The 19,821-nt window shown below is 52.8% G+C and carries 18 protein-coding genes; 13 read left to right on the forward strand and 5 right to left on the reverse strand.

The window, feature by feature from the left end; genetic code table 11:
• Positions 1 to 11: 11 nt before the first annotated feature.
• A complete protein-coding gene (gene sgrT / locus OGV77_RS10485; protein ID WP_043018414.1) occupies positions 12 to 134 on the forward strand; it encodes a glucose uptake inhibitor SgrT in 123 nt (40 codons plus the stop codon).
• 115 nt (positions 135 to 249) lie between these two features.
• A complete protein-coding gene (locus OGV77_RS10490) occupies positions 250 to 1,428 on the forward strand; it encodes a sugar efflux transporter (protein ID WP_043018415.1) in 1,179 nt (392 codons plus the stop codon).
• Positions 1,429 to 1,503: 75 nt separating this feature from the next.
• Here OGV77_RS10490 and leuD read toward each other — a convergent pair whose 3' ends face one another.
• The 5 genes from leuD to leuL form a co-directional block, all read right to left on the reverse strand.
• A complete protein-coding gene (gene leuD / locus OGV77_RS10495) occupies positions 1,504 to 2,109 on the reverse strand; it encodes a 3-isopropylmalate dehydratase small subunit (RefSeq protein WP_043018416.1) in 606 nt (201 codons plus the stop codon).
• A gap of 10 nt (positions 2,110 to 2,119) precedes the next feature.
• Entirely contained in the window at positions 2,120 to 3,520 is a 1,401-nt protein-coding gene (leuC, locus tag OGV77_RS10500) for a 3-isopropylmalate dehydratase large subunit (RefSeq protein ID WP_043018417.1), read from the reverse strand.
• A gap of 2 nt (positions 3,521 to 3,522) precedes the next feature.
• Positions 3,523 to 4,614 (reverse strand): 3-isopropylmalate dehydrogenase, encoded by a 1,092-nt coding sequence (gene leuB / locus OGV77_RS10505; RefSeq protein WP_016155686.1) that lies wholly within the window; start codon positions 4,612 to 4,614, stop codon positions 3,523 to 3,525.
• On the reverse strand, positions 4,614 to 6,185 hold the full coding sequence (leuA, locus tag OGV77_RS10510; protein ID WP_003829569.1) for a 2-isopropylmalate synthase: 1,572 nt from the start codon (positions 6,183 to 6,185) through the stop codon (positions 4,614 to 4,616). The genes leuB and leuA overlap by 1 nt, the downstream gene beginning before the upstream one ends.
• Before the next feature lie 90 nt (positions 6,186 to 6,275).
• Positions 6,276 to 6,362, reverse strand: a complete 87-nt coding sequence (gene leuL, locus OGV77_RS24735) for a leu operon leader peptide (protein WP_100193950.1) — start codon at positions 6,360 to 6,362, stop codon at positions 6,276 to 6,278.
• A 654-nt stretch (positions 6,363 to 7,016) separates the two neighbouring features.
• Between leuL and leuO the strand changes: the two genes are divergently transcribed.
• From leuO to mraY, 11 genes are all read left to right on the forward strand, one after another.
• Positions 7,017 to 7,964 carry a transcriptional regulator LeuO gene (leuO, locus tag OGV77_RS10515; protein ID WP_043018419.1) on the forward strand — a complete coding sequence of 316 codons (948 nt, stop codon included), beginning with the start codon at positions 7,017 to 7,019 and terminating at the stop codon, positions 7,962 to 7,964.
• Positions 7,965 to 8,282: 318 nt separating this feature from the next.
• The gene (gene ilvI / locus OGV77_RS10520) at positions 8,283 to 10,007 is read left to right on the forward strand and encodes an acetolactate synthase 3 large subunit (protein WP_087051009.1); all 1,725 of its coding nucleotides are present in this window, start codon (positions 8,283 to 8,285) and stop codon (positions 10,005 to 10,007) included.
• Positions 10,008 to 10,009: 2 nt separating this feature from the next.
• Positions 10,010 to 10,501, forward strand: coding sequence for an acetolactate synthase small subunit (ilvN, locus tag OGV77_RS10525; RefSeq protein WP_003829566.1), 492 nt, complete (start codon positions 10,010 to 10,012; stop codon positions 10,499 to 10,501).
• A gap of 252 nt (positions 10,502 to 10,753) precedes the next feature.
• Positions 10,754 to 11,758: a catabolite repressor/activator gene (cra, locus tag OGV77_RS10530; RefSeq protein WP_016151689.1), complete on the forward strand. Its 1,005-nt coding sequence runs from the start codon at positions 10,754 to 10,756 to the stop codon at positions 11,756 to 11,758.
• Positions 11,759 to 12,370: 612 nt separating this feature from the next.
• Positions 12,371 to 12,829, forward strand: a complete 459-nt coding sequence (mraZ, locus tag OGV77_RS10535; RefSeq protein WP_005124560.1) for a division/cell wall cluster transcriptional repressor MraZ — start codon at positions 12,371 to 12,373, stop codon at positions 12,827 to 12,829.
• Between the two features lies 1 nt (position 12,830).
• Positions 12,831 to 13,772 carry a 16S rRNA (cytosine(1402)-N(4))-methyltransferase RsmH gene (rsmH, locus tag OGV77_RS10540; RefSeq protein ID WP_042312345.1) on the forward strand — a complete coding sequence of 314 codons (942 nt, stop codon included), beginning with the start codon at positions 12,831 to 12,833 and terminating at the stop codon, positions 13,770 to 13,772.
• Entirely contained in the window at positions 13,769 to 14,134 is a 366-nt protein-coding gene (ftsL, locus tag OGV77_RS10545) for a cell division protein FtsL (RefSeq protein WP_006686695.1), read from the forward strand. The genes rsmH and ftsL overlap by 4 nt, the downstream gene beginning before the upstream one ends.
• A gap of 15 nt (positions 14,135 to 14,149) precedes the next feature.
• The gene (gene ftsI, locus OGV77_RS10550) at positions 14,150 to 15,916 is read left to right on the forward strand and encodes a peptidoglycan glycosyltransferase FtsI (protein WP_016151691.1); all 1,767 of its coding nucleotides are present in this window, start codon (positions 14,150 to 14,152) and stop codon (positions 15,914 to 15,916) included.
• Positions 15,903 to 17,390: a UDP-N-acetylmuramoyl-L-alanyl-D-glutamate--2,6-diaminopimelate ligase gene (murE, locus tag OGV77_RS10555; protein ID WP_043018421.1), complete on the forward strand. Its 1,488-nt coding sequence runs from the start codon at positions 15,903 to 15,905 to the stop codon at positions 17,388 to 17,390. Before ftsI ends, murE begins: the two co-directional genes overlap by 14 nt.
• Positions 17,387 to 18,745 (forward strand): UDP-N-acetylmuramoyl-tripeptide--D-alanyl-D-alanine ligase, encoded by a 1,359-nt coding sequence (gene murF, locus OGV77_RS10560; protein WP_047406203.1) that lies wholly within the window; start codon positions 17,387 to 17,389, stop codon positions 18,743 to 18,745. The genes murE and murF overlap by 4 nt, the downstream gene beginning before the upstream one ends.
• Positions 18,739 to 19,821: a phospho-N-acetylmuramoyl-pentapeptide-transferase gene (mraY, locus tag OGV77_RS10565; protein WP_016151694.1), complete on the forward strand. Its 1,083-nt coding sequence runs from the start codon at positions 18,739 to 18,741 to the stop codon at positions 19,819 to 19,821. Before murF ends, mraY begins: the two co-directional genes overlap by 7 nt.

Raw genomic sequence — 19,821 nt, forward strand, 5'->3', positions numbered from 1 at the left:
AGGGGTCATCTATGCGTCAGTTCTGGTTGGAGTACTTTACCGCGACGGAAAAATCGTCCTGGTTGGCTTGCCTGAGCGCACCGCAGCGCTTAAAGATGCTCGAAGAGCTGATGCAGTGGGAGGTGACAGCCTGACTCCTGAATTGGGAATTGCAGACATCATGTGTGACTGAGTATTGGTGTAAAATCACCCGCCAGCAGATTTTTTCTGCTGGCTTTTTTCGTTTCAGCTGCGCTTAAAAGGAAAGATATGCTCTGGATTATGACCATGGGACGGCGCCTCAACGGCGTTTACGCGGCATTTATGCTGGTCGCTTTTATGATGGGCGTGGCGGGGGCATTACAGGCCCCCACGCTGAGCCTGTTCCTGAGCCGTGAAGTCGGGGCGCAGCCATTTTGGGTCGGGCTGTTTTACACCGTCAATGCGATTGTCGGGATCGTTGTCAGCCTGGGGCTCGCGAAACGATCCGACAGCCAGGGCGATCGGCGCAAGCTGATCATGTTCTGTTGCCTGATGGCAATTGGCAACGCGCTGCTGTTTGCGTTTAATCGCCACTATCTTACGCTGATCACCTGCGGTGTGCTGCTGGCCTCGCTGGCGAATACCGCGATGCCGCAGCTGTTTGCGCTGGCGCGAGAATATGCTGATAACTCCGCGCGTGAAGTGGTGATGTTTAGCTCGGTGATGCGTGCGCAGCTTTCACTGGCATGGGTGATTGGACCGCCGCTGGCCTTCATGCTGGCCCTGAATTACGGCTTTACGGCGATGTTTTCCATTGCCGCAGGGATTTTTGCCATTAGCCTGGTGCTGATTGCGCTGATACTGCCGTCCGTCGCGCGGGTGGAGCAGCCTGTAGATGTGCCGCTCGAACACACTGGCGGTTGGCAGGACAAAAATGTGCGCATGCTGTTTATTGCCTCCACGCTGATGTGGACCTGCAATACCATGTACATCATCGATATGCCGCTGTGGATAAGCCTTGAGCTGGGCTTGCCGGACAAGCTGGCCGGGATCCTGATGGGAACGGCGGCTGGGCTAGAAATTCCGGCGATGATTCTGGCGGGCTATTACGTGAAGCGCTTTGGTAAACGGCGAATGATGATCGCGGCAGTTGCGGCGGGCGTGCTGTTTTATCTGGGTTTAATCTTCTTTCACAGCCGTACGGCGCTGCTGGTGCTGCAACTGTTTAACGCGGTATTTATCGGTATTATCGCCGGGATAGGCATGCTGTGGTTTCAGGATTTGATGCCCGGACGAGCGGGGTCAGCGACCACACTATTTACCAACAGTATTTCAACGGGAGTCATCCTGGCGGGAGTGATTCAGGGAGCTGTTGCGCAAAGCTACGGCCACTTTGCCGTCTATTGGGTGATTGCGGCAATTTCTGTCGTTACGCTGGTGATGACCGGGCGGGTGAAGGACGTCTAAACTGGCGTAAACGTCTTACCCGGCCTACAGAAATCCGTAGGCCGGGTAAGCGCAGCGCATCCGGTATCGCAATGACTAGCGCATAAACGCTGGCTGCTTGTCTTCATACTCGGTGATGGCCGCTTCATGCTGCAGCGTCAGCCCGATGCTGTCCAGACCATTCAGCATGCAGTGGCGGCGGAAGTCGTCGATTTTAAAGCTGTAGGACTTATCGCCTGCTTTCACCACCTGCGCCTGGAGATCCACTTCAAATTTAATCCCCGGGTTGGCTAAAACCAGCGCGAACAATTCATCTACCTGCGCGTCGCTCAGGGTCACCGGCAACAGTTGGTTATTGAAACTGTTGCCGTAGAAGATGTCGGCGAAGCTTGGCGCGATCACCACTTTAAAGCCGTAATCGGTCAGCGCCCATGGCGCATGTTCACGTGAAGAGCCGCAGCCAAAGTTTTCCCGTGCCAGCAGAATTGAGGCGCCTTTATATTCCGGGAAGTTCAGCACAAACTCTGGATTAGGCTGTTGCCCCTTTTCGTCCAGGAAACGCCAGTCGTTAAACAGATGAGCGCCAAAACCGGTGCGCGTAACCTTCTGCAAAAACTGTTTAGGAATAATTGCGTCGGTATCAACGTTGGCGGCATCCAGTGGGACAACCAGGCCGGTATGCTGGGTAAATTTCTCTGCCATGGTAGTTTCCTTATTTGATGCTGCGAATGTCGGCAAAATGACCGGTGACGGCGGCAGCGGCAGCCATGGCCGGACTGACTAAGTGCGTACGACCACCGCGGCCCTGACGACCTTCAAAGTTACGGTTGCTGGTGGATGCGCAACGCTCGCCAGGGTTCAGGCGGTCATTGTTCATGGCCAGGCACATGGAACAGCCAGGCAAACGCCATTCAAATCCTGCTTCGATGAAGATCTTGTCCAGACCTTCCGCTTCCGCCTGCGCTTTCACCGGACCAGAACCCGGCACTACCAGCGCCTGAACGCCAGGCGCGACTTTACGTCCTTTGGCGATTTCCGCCGCGGCACGTAAATCTTCAATACGCGAGTTGGTGCAGGAACCGATGAACACTTTATCGATAGCCACTTCAGTTAACGGAATGCCCGGTTTCAGCCCCATATACGCCAGCGCTTTTTCAGCCGATGCGCGCTCAACGGGATCGGCAAATGAAGCCGGATCGGGAATATTATCGTTCACCGAGATGACCTGGCCCGGGTTCGTACCCCAGGTGACCTGCGGCGCGATCTCTTCTGCCTGCAGAGTAACGACGGTATCAAACGTTGCGTTGTCGTCGGTTTTCAGCGTTTTCCAGTACTCTACCGCGTGGGCGAAATCCTCGCCTTTCGGTGCGTGTAAACGACCCTGCACATAGTTAAAGGTCGTTTCATCCGGTGCGACCAGACCCGCTTTGGCGCCCATTTCAATGGCCATGTTGCACAGGGTCATGCGGCCTTCCATGCTCAGCGCGCGGATGGCTTCGCCACAAAACTCAACTACGTGTCCGGTACCGCCTGCGCTACCGGTTTTACCGATAATCGCCAGTACGATATCTTTAGCGGTAATGCCAGGCGCTGCTTGACCGTTGACTTCAATCTTCATGGTTTTGGCGCGCCCCTGTTTCAGGGTCTGCGTTGCCAGAACGTGTTCAACCTCAGAGGTGCCAATACCAAAGGCCAGTGCGCCAAATGCGCCGTGTGTGGCGGTGTGGGAATCGCCGCAGACGATGGTCATACCCGGCAACGTTACGCCTTGCTCAGGTCCCATCACGTGGACGATACCCTGATACGGATGGTTCAGGTCGTACAGTTCGACGCCAAATTCATTGCAGTTTTTGATCAATTCCTGCATCTGAATACGCGCCATTTCGCCGGAGGCGTTAATGTCTTTGGTCTGCGTGGAGACGTTGTGGTCCATGGTGGCGAAGGTTTTACCGGGCTGGCGCACCTGACGTCCATGCGCGCGCAGGCCATCAAACGCCTGCGGAGAGGTCACTTCATGCACCAGATGCCTGTCGATATACAACAGCGGGGTTTCGTTTTGCGCTTCAAAGACAACGTGCGCATCAAACAATTTTTCGTATAACGTTTTAGCCATGATTACACCCCTTCTGCGACGTAACGGGCAATGATGTCACCCATTTCATCAGTACCGACTGCGGCAGCGCCACGGGCTAAGTCACCGGTGCGAATGCCTTCTTCTAATGCGCGATTGATGGCGCTCTCAATAGCGGTGGCCGCATCATTGGCATCCAGGCTGTAGCGCAACAGCAGCGCCAGCGACAGGATTTGGGCGATAGGGTTGGCAATGTTTTTCCCGGCGATATCCGGGGCGGAACCGCCTGCGGGTTCGTACAGACCAAAGCCCTGCTCATTCAGGCTGGCGGACGGTAACATACCCATTGATCCGGTGATCATGGCGCATTCGTCAGACAGGATGTCGCCAAAGAGGTTGGAGCACAACAGCACGTCGAACTGGGACGGATCTTTAATCAACTGCATTGTCGCGTTGTCGATGTACATATGTGCCAGTTCAACGTCTGGATATTCATTCGCAATTTCATTGACGATTTGGCGCCAAAGAATCGATGTTTGCAGTACGTTGGCTTTATCAATCGACGTGACTTTGCGGCGGCGCTGGCGAGCGGATTCAAACGCGATACGCGCAATACGCTCGATCTCAAAACGGTGATAAACCTCGGTATCAAATGCTTTTTCATGTTGACCGCTGCCTTCGCGGCCTTTTGGCTGACCGAAGTAGATCCCGCCGGTCAGTTCGCGCACGCACAGGATGTCGAAACCGTTCGCGGCGATATCTGCCCGCAGAGGGCAAAATGCTTCCAGACCCTGGTACAGCTTAGCCGGGCGCAGGTTGCTGAATAATTTGAAATGCTTACGTAATGGCAGCAGCGCGCCGCGTTCAGGCTGCTGGTTTGGCGGCAGATTTTCCCATTTCGGGCCGCCAACGGAGCCAAACAGAATGGCGTCAGCTTGCTCACAGCCTTCAACCGTTGCAGGCGGGAGCGGCTGACCGTGGTTATCAATAGCGGCACCACCCACGTCGTAGTGGCTGGTGGTAATACGCATGTTAAAACGGTTGCGGATTGCGTCCAGTACCTTCAGGGCTTGCGCCATCACTTCCGGGCCAATACCGTCACCCGGCAAAACAGCAATATGATAATTCTTCGACATCACACGGTTTCCTTGTTGTTCTCGTTGTTCTGAGCTTTGCGTTGCAATTCTTTTTCGACTTCTTCGGCGCGCCAGATGTTATTCAGCACATGAACCATCGCTTTAGCAGAAGATTCGACGATATCCGTAGCCAGACCGACGCCGTGGAAACGACGACCGTTATAGTTGGCCACGATATCTACCTGACCCAGCGCATCTTTACCGTGCCCTTTGGCGGTCAGGCTGTATTTCACCAGTTCGATGTTGTATTCAGTCACACGGTTGATGGCCTGATAAATGGCATCGACCGGACCGTTACCGTTCGCCGCTTCGGCTTTGACTTCTTCACCGCAGGCCAGCTTGACGGAGGCGGTGGCAATGTCATTTGAGCCGGACTGTACGCTGAAGTAATCCAGACGGAAATGCTCCGGCTCTTCCTGCTGTTTATTAATAAAGGCCAGTGCTTCCAGGTCGTAATCAAATACCTGACCTTTTTTATCCGCCAGCTTCAGGAACGCGTCGTACAGGTTGTCCAGGCTGTATTCATTCTCTTTATATCCCATCTCGTCCATACGGTGTTTCACCGCGGCGCGTCCGGAACGGGAAGTCAGGTTCAGCTGCACCTGGTTCAGGCCGATGGATTCAGGCGTCATGATTTCGTAGTTTTCACGATTTTTCAGCACGCCGTCCTGATGGATGCCGGAGGAGTGGGCAAACGCCCCACTACCGACAATGGCTTTGTTGGCCGGAATAGGCATGTTGCAGATTTGGCTGACTAACTGGCTGGTGCGCCAGATTTCCTGGTGATTAATACGAGTCTGTACGTTCAGGATATCTTTGCGCACTTTGATCGCCATGATCACTTCTTCCAGTGAGCAGTTACCGGCGCGTTCGCCGATGCCGTTCATCGCACCTTCCACCTGGCGAGCACCGGCGTGGACGGCTGCCAGCGCGTTGCCGACGCCCAGGCCTAAGTCATCATGGGTATGTACGGAGATGATGGCTTTATCGATATTCGGTACGCGTTCATACAGACCAGAAATGATTGCCCCAAATTCGAAAGGCATAGTGTAGCCAACGGTATCGGGGATATTAATGGTTTTGGCACCCGCATTAATCGCCGCTTCAACCACGCGGGCCAGGTCGGCGATAGGGGTTCGACCAGCATCTTCGCATGAGAACTCCACGTCATCCGTATAATTACGCGCACGCTTAACCATGTAGACAGCGCGCTCGATTACTTCATCCAACGTGCTGCGTAATTTCGTCGCGATATGCATCGGCGAAGTGGCGATAAACGTATGAATGCGAAAAGCCTCGGCGACTTTCAGAGATTCTGCGGCAACGTCGATATCTTTTTCTACGCAGCGTGCTAAGGCACAAACGCGGCTGTTCTTAACCTGACGAGCGATGGTTTGTACGGACTCAAAGTCACCCGGTGAAGAGACCGGGAAACCGACTTCCATCACGTCAACGCCCATTCGTTCGAGGGCCAGCGCAATCTGCAGTTTTTCTTTCACACTCAGGCTCGCCTGTAACGCCTGTTCACCGTCGCGTAAGGTGGTATCGAAAATAATGACTTGCTGGCTCATGGTTTAGGTCCTTGGTCTTTAGGGCGCCTTGCTTCGAGCATAAAAAAACCCGCGCAACGGCGCGGGTTTTTTGTCTTAACTGGAGCTGACTTAATGCTGAATGTCGTCCACCAGTCTACCGCGCAACGAAGGTGCGTTTAGTAGTAGTAGACCGTTGAAACGAGCAATGTAAGTCATCAATCAAGCTCCAGGCGAATGCGATATGCTTTTAGTGGTACTGGATATGAAGACTGATGTCAACCCCATCCCTCGGGAAGGCTCTGATTAAGGGATGAAATTTCTGCAAAACTTAAGCGAATTGTGCTGAATTTTTCGGGGTATATAAAATTAATCCGCTGATGGCTGAACATACTTTTCATGGTTTGACATATTTGAGCATATTTATTTGCATTTATTGTAACGATGAATCGAAGAAAACTACTCTATTGAGATTTTATATCTTTATGATTTGCCTGTTCTTATAGCAACTCTGAATGTGTTAAGCCAGCCTGACGCCACATAATTGATAAATTAATGTTAACTTTTAATGTATTAATAATATAAACATTTAATTAAAACTTAAATACATATTCACGGTACGTATGATTGTGTATTCGTCGTGCTTATGGTTATATTGTTTTTGAAATTTAAACATATGAATCATCGTGCAGTGACCTCTGCCACACTGCGCTCGCATTGGTCTTTTGTTCATTTAGGTTTGTGCCTTTATGTTTTCCTAATTTTAATGTTTTTTCTTTTTCTCATTTTATATGCATGGTAAATCATATTAACGGAGATTATTTCTTCACTCCGTCTGGGAAAAGGGAGTTTAGAGTGACAGTGGAGTTAAATATGCCAGAAGTAAAAATAATAGATAAAACGAATCTTATAGAGATGGGTAAGCCACAGCTTCGTATGGTTGATCTCAATCTATTAACCGTTTTCGATGCGGTGATGCAGGAACAAAATATTACCCGTGCCGCGCATACGTTGGGGATGTCGCAACCCGCTGTCAGTAATGCGGTCGCGCGCCTGAAGGTCATGTTTAACGATGAGCTTTTTGTTCGATATGGACGCGGGATACAGCCTACAGCAAGAGCTTTTCAGTTGTTTGGCTCTGTTCGCCAGGCATTGCAATTAGTGCAGAATGAACTGCCTGGTTCCGGCTTTGAACCTGCCAGCAGTGAGCGTGTTTTCAATCTCTGTGTATGTAGCCCGTTGGATAATATTCTTACTTCATTGATTTATAATCGAGTTGAGCAAGTCGCACCGAATATTAATGTCGTTTTTAAATCTTCACTCAATCAAAATACTGAGCATCAATTACGTTATCAGGAAACTGAGTTTGTTATTAGCTATGAAGAGTTCCGTCGTCCAGAATTCTCCAGTATTCCATTATTCAATGACGAAATGGTGTTAGTGGCGAGTAAAAAGCATCCGCGTATTAGTGGCCCATTGCTGGAAAGCGATCTCTATAATGAACAGCATGCCGTGGTTTCCCTCGATCGCTTCGCATCATTCAGCCAGCCGTGGTATGACACACCGGATAAACAATCCTGCGTGGCTTATCAGGGAATGGCATTAATTAGCGTGCTTAATATTGTGTCGCAAACGCATCTGGTTTCTATTGCGCCGCGTTGGTTGGCAGAAGAGTTCGCCGATTCTTTAGAACTGCAAATATTGCCTTTACCTTTAAAATTGAATAGCCGCACATGTTATCTTTCATGGCATGAGGCTGCGGGTCGCGATAAAGGACATCAATGGATGGAAGAGCTGTTGGTCTCCGTCTGCAAGCAGTAGCAGTTGGCAGAATAAATCGGGGGATACATCTGGTTTATTCTGCTTTTTTCTTTATGTCTGAAATTTTATGCTGAACTCTACTTTTTATATATACCCTGACCTGTAAAAAAATAGAGTAATTGCTGTAAGTCTCCCTTTTTAAGCGATTATTTATCATATCAATTGCTTATGATGGTTTAATTCTCCATTTATTCGATTCTTTCCTCCGTTTTATTCTAATTTACTCCAGTGCCACCCCTTCGGAGTCAATTGCCATGCGTCATCGTCAGCGGTTAATGTGTTGTTAAACCGTAATTCATTATAAGAGTGAGGCAAGCCATGGAGATGTTGTCTGGAGCCGAGATGGTCGTCCGATCGCTCATCGATCAGGGTGTGAAGCAGGTATTCGGTTATCCCGGGGGGGCCGTCCTCGATATTTATGATGCGCTACATACGGTCGGCGGTGTTGATCATGTGCTGGTCCGTCATGAACAGGCCGCGGTACATATGGCTGATGGCCTGGCGCGCGCCACGGGGGAAGTCGGCGTTGTTTTGGTCACTTCCGGACCGGGGGCAACCAATGCAATCACCGGGATTGCAACGGCATATATGGATTCCATTCCACTGGTGATCCTCTCCGGACAGGTTGCCACCTCCCTGATTGGCTACGATGCCTTTCAGGAGTGCGACATGGTGGGCATATCCCGCCCGGTGGTAAAACACAGCTTCCTGGTTAAACAAACGGAAGACATCCCGCAGGTGCTGAAAAAAGCCTTCTGGCTGGCGGCAAGCGGTCGTCCGGGACCGGTGGTAGTGGATTTGCCGAAAGATATTCTGAATCCGGCGAAAAAACTGCCTTACAGCTGGCCGGAGTCTGTAAGTATGCGTTCATATAATCCGACAACGACCGGACATAAAGGTCAGATAAAACGTGCTCTGCAAACGCTGGTAGCGGCGAAGAAACCGGTGGTCTATGTGGGCGGTGGCGCGGTGAATGCCGCCTGCCACCAACAGCTGGGGCAGATTGCCGAAGCACTGAATCTGCCGGTTGTTTCCTCGCTGATGGGGTTAGGCGCGTTTCCGGCCACGCATCGCCAGGCGCTGGGTATGTTGGGCATGCACGGTACTTACGAAGCCAATATGACCATGCATCATTCCGATGTGATCTTTGCCGTCGGCGTTCGCTTCGACGATCGAACGACCAATAACCTGGCCAAATATTGCCCGAATGCGACCGTACTGCATATCGACATCGATCCGACCTCCATTTCAAAAACCGTCACGGCGGATATTCCGATTGTGGGCGATGCTCGCCTGGTGCTGGATCAGATGCTTGAGTTGCTGGAGCAGGAAAAATCACAGCAGCCGCTGGATGATAACCGTGACTGGTGGCAACAGATTGAACAATGGCGCGCCCGTCAGTGCCTGAAATACGACACGCAAAGCGAAAGTATTAAACCACAGGCGGTAATAGAAACCATCTGGCGTCTGACGAAAGGGGAGGCATATGTGACCTCTGATGTTGGTCAGCATCAGATGTTTGCCGCACTTTACTATCCGTTCGATAAACCACGCCGCTGGATTAACTCAGGCGGCCTCGGCACCATGGGATTCGGTTTACCCGCGGCGTTGGGGGTGAAAATGGCGCTGCCCGATGAAACGGTGGTGTGCGTGACCGGAGATGGCAGCATTCAGATGAATATCCAGGAGCTGTCGACGGCGCTGCAATATGAACTGCCGGTGCTGGTGCTCAACCTTAACAACCGCTATCTCGGCATGGTCAAACAATGGCAGGACATGATCTACTCCGGGCGCCACTCCCAGTCTTACATGCAGTCGCTGCCCGATTTTGTACGCCTTGCCGAGGCTTATGGGCATATTGGTATCCAGATTAATCATCCAGATGAACTGGAGAACAAGCTAGGCGAAGCGCTGGAACATGTGCGTAACCATCGTCTGGTGTTTGTCGATGTCACCGTCGATGGCAGTGAGCATGTCTACCCGATGCAGATTCGTGGGGGCGGGATGGATGAAATGTGGTTAAGCAAAACGGAGAGGACCTGATTATGCGCCGGATATTATCAGTATTGCTGGAAAACGAGTCGGGTGCATTGTCGCGTGTGATTGGCCTCTTCGCCCAGCGTGGATACAACATTGAAAGCCTGACCGTCGCGCCGACTGACGATCCGACCTTATCGCGGATGACGATTCAGACGGTTGGGGATGAGAAAGTCCTGGAGCAGATCGAAAAGCAGCTTCACAAGCTGGTGGATGTTCTGCGCGTCAGCGAACTGGGGCAGGGCGCGCACGTTGAACGAGAAATCATGCTGGTGAAAATCCAGGCCAGCGGTTATGGCCGGGAAGAGGTGAAACGTAACACGGAGATTTTCCGCGGGCAAATCATCGACGTTACGCCGTCGATCTACACCGTACAACTGGCGGGCACCAGCGATAAGCTGGATGCGTTTCTGGCAACCCTGCGTGAAGTCGCCAAAATTGTGGAGGTTGCCCGTTCCGGCGTGGTGGGACTTTCTCGCGGCGATAAAATTATGCGCTAACGTGCAGGGATAACGTAGGCCTGATGAGGCGCGCTAGCGTCGGCATCAGGCAATAATACCTTGCCGGATGGTGCTAATGCTTATCCGGCCTGGGCGAGAAGCATTGGCTATCGGTTGCTTTTTTTTGCGAAATCAGCAGTAACCAGAGACAAAAGCGGTTGCCGCAGTCATTATTCTGCGCTTAGATGTTAAGAAGTTTAACCCATGCCATCTAAAAGGTTATGGTTTGTACATTTTACGCAAGGGGCAATTGTGAAACTGGATGAAATCGCTCGGTTGGCCGGCGTTTCGCGAACGACTGCAAGCTACGTTATTAACGGCAAAGCAAAGCAATATCGCGTAAGCGACAAAACGGTCGAAAAAGTCATGGCGGTGGTGCGTGAGCATAATTACCACCCGAACGCCGTGGCGGCCGGGCTACGTGCTGGACGCACACGTTCTATTGGGCTTGTGATCCCGGATCTCGAGAACACGAGCTATACTCGGATCGCAAACTATCTGGAGCGCCAGGCGCGTCAGCGCGGGTATCAACTGTTGATTGCCTGCTCTGAAGATCAGCCGGATAACGAAATGCGTTGTATTGAGCATCTTTTACAACGCCAGGTTGATGCCATTATTGTGTCGACCTCCTTGCCGCCTGAACACCCGTTCTATCAGCGCTGGGCGAACAGTTCATTCCCGATTGTGGCGCTGGACCGCGCGCTGGATCGCGAACATTTCACCAGCGTGGTGGGCGCAGACCAGGATGATGCCCAAATGCTGGCGGAGGAGTTACGTAAATTCCCTGCTGAAACCGTGCTCTATCTGGGGGCGCTCCCTGAATTATCCGTCAGTTTCTTGCGCGAACAGGGTTTCCGTACCGCATGGAAAGACGATCCGCGTGAAGTGCATTTCCTCTATGCCAACAGCTATGAACGTGAAGCGGCCGCGCAGTTGTTTGATAAATGGCTGGAAACGCATCCAATGCCTCAGGCGCTGTTTACCACGTCGTTTGCTCTGCTGCAGGGAGTGATGGATGTGACCCTGCGTCGCGACGGGCAGTTACCGTCTGATTTGGCGATTGCGACGTTTGGCGACCACGAACTGCTCGACTTCCTGCAGTGCCCGGTACTGGCGGTAGCGCAGCGTCATCGCGATGTTGCTGAGCGCGTGCTGGAGATTGTGCTGGCAAGCCTGGATGAGCCGCGAAAACCAAAACCAGGATTAACGCGTATACGGCGTAATCTGTACCGTCGCGGTATACTTAGCCGTAACTAAGAGCCTCAATTGATGATGTCGGCGGGATAAGCCTCTGACGTCATCAATTATTCCATTCTCAGAAATAACCGCATTATAATTAAGAATATTCTTTAGAATTATCTGAAATTGATTCTTAAATTATGCCGAATTAAAAATGCAACTCTCCATTTTGGGGTTATTGAGAAGTAACGACGCGTTACGGTTGTATTATTTTGTTACATGCTTGTAGGGATTTGCCGAATTAACAAACACTTTGCTGCTGCGTTGTGGCAATCTCACCTTCACCTCGCTCCTGTGCGGCGTACAGACTGATTAACTGGTACTGTTATCTCGCTGCATATTGTCCTAAAATGCCGCTCGCGTCGCAAACTGACACTTTATATTTTCTTTTGATGATATTCAGTTGTTTTAAACAATCATGAGTTGTTGGATTTTTTTCTTACAAATATTCATGACGTTAATTTGCTTCGTTTGCTGTACGGAATTTGTTCAACGCTGATATTAGCCGTAAACAATGTGTTTTTTGCTCCGCTAAGCGCCGTGACTTGCTTGACAAGGTTTTCCTCCGCTCCGTAAACTCCTTTAAGTGGGAATTTGTGGGATAAAGTGGTAATCGGGGGTGAGGCTGGCATGTTCCGGGGAGCAACGTTAGTTAATCTCGACAGTAAAGGGCGCTTATCCGTGCCTACCCGTTATCGGGATCAACTGCTCGAGAGCGCTACCGGTCAAATGGTTTGCACCATTGACATCCATCACCCGTGCCTGCTGCTGTATCCCCTGCCTGAATGGGAAATCATCGAACAGAAGTTATCGCGTCTGTCTAGCATGAATCCAGTTGAGCGTCGCGTACAGCGCCTGTTGTTGGGTCATGCCAGCGAATGTCAGATGGATAGCGCTGGTCGCTTATTGATAGCGCCCATTCTGCGGCAACACGCAGGGTTAACGAAAGAAGTGATGCTGGTTGGGCAGTTCAATAAGTTTGAGCTGTGGGATGAAACGACCTGGTATCAACAGGTCAAGGAAGATATCGACGCTGAGCAGTCTGTTACCGGCGCGCTGTCGGAACGATTGCAGGATTTGTCTCTATAAAATGATGGAAAATTATAAACATACAACGGTGTTGCTGGATGAAGCCGTAAACGGCCTGAATATTCGTCCAGACGGCATCTACATTGACGGGACATTTGGTCGCGGTGGTCACTCACGTCTGATCCTCTCCCAGCTTGGCGAAGAGGGACGTTTACTGGCCATCGATCGCGATCCGCAGGCTATTGCCGTTGCACAGACGATTACCGATCCCCGTTTTTCCATCGTCCATGGACCTTTTTCTGCGCTGGCTGACTACGTCGCCGAGCGCGGACTGACCGGTAAGATCGACGGGATTCTTCTCGATCTTGGGGTTTCTTCTCCGCAGCTTGACGATGCTGAGCGCGGATTCTCATTTATGCGTGACGGTCCGTTAGATATGCGAATGGACCCGACACGCGGTCAGTCAGCGGCCGAATGGCTGCAAACCGCCGATGAAGCAGACATTGCCTGGGTGATCAAAACCTTTGGCGAAGAGCGCTTCGGCAAACGCATTGCTCGCGCCATCGTGGAGCGCAACCGCATCGAACCAATGACCCGCACTAAAGAGCTGGCAGAGGTGATTGCGGCGGCAATGCCGGTGAAAGACAAATTCAAACATCCCGCGACCCGTACCTTCCAGGCGGTGCGCATTTGGGTGAACAGTGAACTGGAGGAGATAGAGCAGGCGCTAAAAAGCTCGCTCAGCGTGCTGGCACCAGGTGGTCGCCTTTCGATAATCAGTTTCCATTCGCTTGAAGATCGCATTGTGAAACGCTTTATGCGCGAACAAAGTCGTGGTCCTCAGGTTCCGGCTGGAATACCGATGACCGAAGCGCAGATCAAAAAACTGGGCGGCCGTGAGTTAAGAGCACTAGGCAAGATGATGCCGGGTGAAGAAGAGGTAGCTGAAAATCCTCGTGCCCGTAGTTCAGTTCTGCGTATTGCAGAGAGGACGAACGCATGATCAGCAGAGTGACAGAAGCCCTCAGCAAAGTTAAAGGATCGATAGGAAGCAACGAGCGCCATGCCTTGCCTGGCGTGATCGGTGACGATCTTTTGCGGTATGGGAAGCTGCCACTCTGCCTGTTCATTTGCATTATTTTGACGGCGGTTACCGTCGTGACAACAGCACACCATACGCGGTTACTGACCGCGCAGCGTGAGCAGCTGGTTCTGGAGCGAGATGCGCTGGATATCGAATGGCGTAACTTGATCCTTGAGGAGAACGCGCTCGGCGACCATAGCCGTGTTGAACGGATCGCAACGGAAAAGCTGCAAATGCAGCATGTTGATCCCTCACAAGAAAATATCGTAGTACAAAAATAAGGATAAACGCGACGCATGAAAGCAGCGGCAAAAACGCACAAACCAAAACGCCAGGAAGAACAAGCCAACTTTATCAGTTGGCGTTTTGCGTTACTGTGCGGCTGTATTTTGCTGGCACTGGGTTTTCTGCTCGGGCGCGTTGCCTGGCTGCAAATCATCGCGCCGGACATGTTGGTGCGTCAGGGCGACATGCGTTCTCTGCGCGTCCAGGAAGTGTCTACGTCACGCGGGATGATTACCGACCGCTCGGGTCGTCCGCTGGCGGTGAGCGTTCCGGTTAAGGCGATTTGGGCCGACCCGAAAGAGGTGCATGATGCAGGCGGCGTGAGCGTTGGTGAACGCTGGCGGGCGTTGTCGACTGCCCTGAACCTCCCGCTCGATCAACTGGCTTCCCGCATTAACGCCAACCCGAAAGGGCGCTTTATCTATCTGGCGCGTCAGGTAAACCCTGATATGGCTGACTACATCAAGAAACTGAAGCTGCCAGGTATTCATCTGCGCGAAGAATCCCGCCGTTACTATCCTTCCGGAGAAGTGACCGCTCACCTCATCGGCTTTACTAACGTCGACAGTCAGGGGATTGAAGGCGTTGAGAAGAGCTTCGACAAGTGGCTCACCGGGCAACCGGGCGAACGTATTGTACGTAAAGACCGTTATGGCCGCGTCATTGAGGATATTTCCTCTACCGACAGTCAGGCGGCGCATAACCTTGCGCTAAGCATTGATGAGCGTTTACAGGCGCTGGTTTACCGTGAACTGAATAACGCGGTGGCGTTTAACAAGGCGGAGTCAGGCAGTGCGGTACTGGTGGATGTGAACACCGGTGAAGTGCTGGCAATGGCCAACAGTCCGTCTTACAACCCGAATAATCTCACCGGTACGCCGAAAGATGCGATGCGTAACCGTACCATTACCGACGTGTTTGAGCCGGGTTCTACCGTCAAACCGATGGTGGTGATGACGGCGCTGCAGCGTGGCGTGGTACGTGAAAATACCGTACTTAACACCATCCCTTACCGAATTAATGGTCACGAAATCAAAGACGTGGCGCGTTATAGCGAATTGACCCTCACCGGGGTTTTGCAGAAGTCGAGTAACGTCGGTGTTTCCAAGCTGGCGTTAGCGATGCCGTCCTCAGCGTTAGTAGACACTTACTCACGTTTTGGGCTGGGAAAAGCGACCAATTTGGGGTTGGTCGGAGAACGCAGTGGCTTATATCCTCAAAAACAACGGTGGTCTGACATAGAGAGGGCCACCTTCTCTTTCGGCTATGGGCTAATGGTAACGCCGTTACAGTTAGCGCGAGTCTATGCAACGATCGGCAGCTATGGCGTATATCGTCCGCTGTCGATCACCAAAGTTGACCCTCCGGTTCCTGGCGAGCGTATCTTCCCGGAATCAACCGTGCGTACCGTGGTGCACATGATGGAAAGCGTGGCGCTGCCCGGCGGCGGCGGCGTGAAGGCGGCGATTAAAGGCTATCGTATCGCCATTAAAACCGGTACGGCGAAAAAAGTAGGCCCGGATGGCCGCTACATCAACAAATACATTGCTTATACCGCAGGCGTTGCGCCTGCGAGTCAGCCGCGCTTCGCGCTGGTTGTTGTTATCAACGATCCGCAGGCGGGTAAATACTACGGTGGCGCCGTTTCCGCGCCGGTCTTTGGTGCCATCATGGGCGGCGTACTGCGCACCATGAACATCGAGCCGGATGCGCTGACAACGGGCGATAAAAATGAATTTGTGAATAATCAAGGCGAGGCAACAGGTGGCAGATCGTAATTTGCGCGACCTTCTTGCTCCATGGGTGCCGGGTGCACCGGAGCGAGCACTGCGGGAGATGACGCTTGACAGCCGTGTGGCTGCATCGGGCGATCTCTTTGTCGCAGTATTGGGTCATCAGGCGGACGGGCGTCGGTATATCCCGCAGGCGATAGCGCAAGGTGTGGCTGCCATTATTGCAGAAGCAAAAGATGAAGCTACTGACGGTGAAATCCGTGAAATGCACGGCGTGCCGGTTATCTATCTCAGCCAGCTTAACGAACGTTTATCTGCACTGGCAGGCCGTTTTTACCACGAGCCTTCTGAAAAAATGCGTCTGGTCGGCGTGACCGGGACCAACGGTAAAACCACCACTACCCAATTGCTGGCGCAGTGGAGCCAACTGCTTGGCGAAACCAGCGCGGTAATGGGAACAGTAGGCAATGGCCTGCTGGGCAAAGTGATCCCGACGGAAAATACTACCGGCTCAGCCGTTGATGTCCAGCATGTGCTGGCGGGGCTGGTTGCGCAGGGCGCAACGGTTGGCGCGATGGAAGTGTCTTCACACGGTCTGGTTCAGCATCGCGTGGCGGCGCTGAAGTTTGCCGCATCAGTATTTACTAACTTAAGCCGTGATCATCTTGACTACCACGGCGATATGGAACATTACGAAGCCGCGAAATGGCTGCTGTATTCCACGCACCAATGCGGTCAGGCCATCGTCAACGCGGATGATGAAGTCGGTCGTCGCTGGCTGGCCAAACTCCCGGATGCGGTTGCCGTTTCGATGGAAGACCACATCAATCCGAACTGTCACGGTCGTTGGTTAAAAGCGGTTGACGTGAATTATCACGACAGCGGGGCAACGATTCGTTTTACCTCCTCATGGGGTGACGGCGAAATTGAAAGCCACCTGATGGGCGCGTTTAACGTCAGCAATCTGCTGTTGGCGCTGGCGACGCTGCTGGCGCTGGGATATCCGTTAGCTGATTTACTGAAAACGGCGACACAATTGCAGCCGGTTTGCGGGCGTATGGAAGTGTTCAGCGCGCCGGGTAAAACCACCGTTGTGGTTGATTATGCCCATACGCCAGATGCGCTGGAAAAAGCGCTGCAGGCGGCACGTCTGCACTGTGCTGGCAAACTGTGGTGCGTCTTTGGTTGCGGCGGCGATCGCGACAAAGGTAAACGCCCGTTGATGGGCGCGATTGCTGAAGAGTTTGCTGATGTTGTCGTGGTGACCGATGACAACCCGCGTACTGAAGAGCCGCGCGCCATTATTAACGACATTCTGGCGGGGATGCTGGATGCCGGACAGGCGAAGGTAATGGAAGGTCGCGCAGAAGCGGTGACAAACGCCATTATGCAGGCGAAAGAAAATGACGTGGTGCTGGTGGCCGGTAAAGGTCATGAAGACTACCAGATCGTTGGTTCACAGCGCCTCGACTATTCTGACCGCGTCACGGCAGCGCGTCTGCTGGGGGTAATCGCATGATTAGCGTAACGCTCAGCCAACTGGCGGAGATCCTCCGTGGCGAATTAAAAGGGGCCGATCTGACCCTTGATGCGGTGACAACCGATACGCGTAAAGTGACGCCGGGCTGCCTGTTTGTGGCGCTGAAAGGCGAACGCTTTGACGCCCACGATTTTGCCGACAAAGCGCAAGAGAGCGGGGCGGGTGCGCTGCTGGTCAGCCGTCCGTTGGACACCGATCTGCCGCAGCTGATTGTTAAAGATACGCGTCTGGCGTTTGGTGAACTGGCCGCGTGGGTTCGCGCCCAGGTTCCGGCGCGCGTTGTTGCGCTGACCGGCTCTTCCGGGAAAACATCCGTCAAAGAGATGACGGCGTCCATTCTGAGTCAATGCGGCAACACCCTATATACCGCGGGCAACCTGAACAACGACATCGGCGTACCGATGACGCTGCTGCGCTTAAACAACGATTACGACTATGCCGTAATTGAACTCGGCGCCAATCATCAGGGTGAAATCGCCTGGACCGTTGGTCTGACACGTCCGGAAGCGGCGCTGGTGAACAACCTGGCCGCCGCGCATCTGGAAGGCTTCGGCTCTCTGGCCGGTGTTGCAAAGGCAAAAGGTGAGATTTTTACCGGCCTGTCAGCGAACGGTATCGCCATTATGAATGCCGACAACAACGACTGGCTGAACTGGCAAAGCATCATCGGCGATCGCAAAGTCTGGCGCTTCTCGCCGAATGCGGCTAACAGCGACTTTTCGGCGGATAACGTTCATGTGACCTCACACGGCACAGAGTTTTCGCTGCAAACGCCAACCGGAAGCATTGATGTTCTGCTGCCGCTGCCGGGTCGTCACAACATTGCTAACGCCCTTGCGGCGGCTGCGCTCTCTATGGCGGTAGGCGCGACGCCAGAGGCGATCAAAGCGGGCCTGAAGGATCTGCAAGCGGTGCCGGGGCGTCTGTTCCCGGTTCAACTGGCAGAAAATCAGCTGCTGCTGGACGACTCCTACAACGCTAACGTCGGCTCAATGACCGCAGCGGTACAGGTGCTGTCCGAAATGCCCGGCTACCGCGTGCTGGTGGTTGGCGATATGGCAGAGCTTGGCGCGGAAAGCGAAGCCTGCCACGTACAGGTAGGTGAGGCTGCAAAGGCTGCAGGTATCGACCGTGTGCTGAGTACAGGGAAACTGAGTCAGGCAATTAGCCATGCCAGCGGCGTTGGTGAGCATTTTGCGGATAAAACCGCGCTGACCGCGCATCTTAAGGCGCTGATTGCAGAACATCAGATCATGACGATTTTAGTGAAGGGTTCACGTAGTGCCGCCATGGAAGAGGTAGTACGCGCATTACAGGAGAATGGAACATGTTAGTTTGGCTGGCCGAACATTTGGTCAAATATTATTCCGGCTTTAACGTCTTTTCCTATCTGACGTTTCGCGCCATCGTCAGCCTGCTGACCGCGCTGTTCATCTCTTTGTGGATGGGCCCGCGCATGATCGCCCGCTTGCAAAAAATGTCCTTTGGACAGGTCGTACGTAACGACGGTCCGGAATCACACTTCAGTAAACGCGGTACGCCGACCATGGGCGGGATTATGATCCTCACCGCGATTGTTATCTCCGTACTGCTGTGGGCATACCCGTCGAATCCATATGTATGGTGTGTGCTGGTGGTATTGGTCGGTTACGGCATTATCGGTTTTGTCGATGACTACCGTAAAGTGGTACGCAAAGACACCAAAGGCCTGATCGCGCGCTGGAAATACTTCTGGATGTCGGTGATTGCGCTGGGCGTGGCTTTTGCGCTGTATCTGGCCGGTAAAGATACCCCCGCCACCGAGCTGGTGGTGCCATTCTTTAAAGACGTGATGCCGCAACTGGGACTGTTCTACGTCCTGCTGGCGTACTTTGTGATTGTGGGGACTGGTAACGCGGTTAACCTCACCGACGGCCTTGATGGTCTGGCGATTATGCCGACCGTGTTTGTGGCCGCGGGTTTTGCGCTGGTGGCCTGGGCGACCGGTAACATGAACTTCGCCAACTATCTGCACATTCCATATTTACGTCATGCCGGCGAACTGGTGATCGTCTGTACGGCGATTGTCGGCGCGGGCTTAGGCTTCCTGTGGTTTAACACCTATCCGGCGCAGGTCTTTATGGGCGACGTCGGATCGCTGGCGCTGGGCGGCGCGCTGGGCATTATTGCCGTGCTGCTGCGTCAGGAATTCCTGCTGGTGATCATGGGCGGCGTATTTGTCGTAGAAACCCTGTCAGTCATTCTGCAGGTTGGTTCCTTTAAGCTGCGCGGACAGCGCATCTTCCGTATGGCGCCGATTCACCATCACTATGAACTGAAAGGCTGGCCGGAACCGCGCGTAATTGTGCGCTTCTGGATTATTTCGCTGATGCTGGTGCTGATTGGCCTGGCAACGCTGAAGGTACGTTAA

This window comes from Citrobacter sp. Ce129 (assembly GCF_030334545.1).
Lineage (GTDB): Bacteria > Pseudomonadota > Gammaproteobacteria > Enterobacterales > Enterobacteriaceae > Citrobacter > Citrobacter europaeus.

Bases quoted from the DNA above. Each gene is read 5' to 3' on its own strand.
- sgrT (WP_043018414.1), top strand. From the start codon at position 12: ATGCGTCAGTTCTGGTTGGAGTACTTTACCGCGACGGAAAAATCGTCC.
- OGV77_RS10490 (WP_043018415.1), top strand. From the start codon at position 250: ATGCTCTGGATTATGACCATGGGACGGCGCCTCAACGGCGTTTACGCG.
- leuD (WP_043018416.1), bottom strand. From the start codon at position 2,109: ATGGCAGAGAAATTTACCCAGCATACCGGCCTGGTTGTCCCACTGGAT.
- leuC (WP_043018417.1), bottom strand. From the start codon at position 3,520: ATGGCTAAAACGTTATACGAAAAATTGTTTGATGCGCACGTTGTCTTT.
- leuB (WP_016155686.1), bottom strand. From the start codon at position 4,614: ATGTCGAAGAATTATCATATTGCTGTTTTGCCGGGTGACGGTATTGGC.
- leuA (WP_003829569.1), bottom strand. From the start codon at position 6,185: ATGAGCCAGCAAGTCATTATTTTCGATACCACCTTACGCGACGGTGAA.
- leuL (WP_100193950.1), bottom strand. From the start codon at position 6,362: ATGACTTACATTGCTCGTTTCAACGGTCTACTACTACTAAACGCACCT.
- leuO (WP_043018419.1), top strand. From the start codon at position 7,017: ATGCCAGAAGTAAAAATAATAGATAAAACGAATCTTATAGAGATGGGT.
- ilvI (WP_087051009.1), top strand. From the start codon at position 8,283: ATGGAGATGTTGTCTGGAGCCGAGATGGTCGTCCGATCGCTCATCGAT.
- ilvN (WP_003829566.1), top strand. From the start codon at position 10,010: ATGCGCCGGATATTATCAGTATTGCTGGAAAACGAGTCGGGTGCATTG.
- mraZ (WP_005124560.1), top strand. From the start codon at position 12,371: ATGTTCCGGGGAGCAACGTTAGTTAATCTCGACAGTAAAGGGCGCTTA.
- rsmH (WP_042312345.1), top strand. From the start codon at position 12,831: ATGATGGAAAATTATAAACATACAACGGTGTTGCTGGATGAAGCCGTA.
- ftsL (WP_006686695.1), top strand. From the start codon at position 13,769: ATGATCAGCAGAGTGACAGAAGCCCTCAGCAAAGTTAAAGGATCGATA.
- ftsI (WP_016151691.1), top strand. From the start codon at position 14,150: ATGAAAGCAGCGGCAAAAACGCACAAACCAAAACGCCAGGAAGAACAA.
- murF (WP_047406203.1), top strand. From the start codon at position 17,387: ATGATTAGCGTAACGCTCAGCCAACTGGCGGAGATCCTCCGTGGCGAA.
- mraY (WP_016151694.1), top strand. From the start codon at position 18,739: ATGTTAGTTTGGCTGGCCGAACATTTGGTCAAATATTATTCCGGCTTT.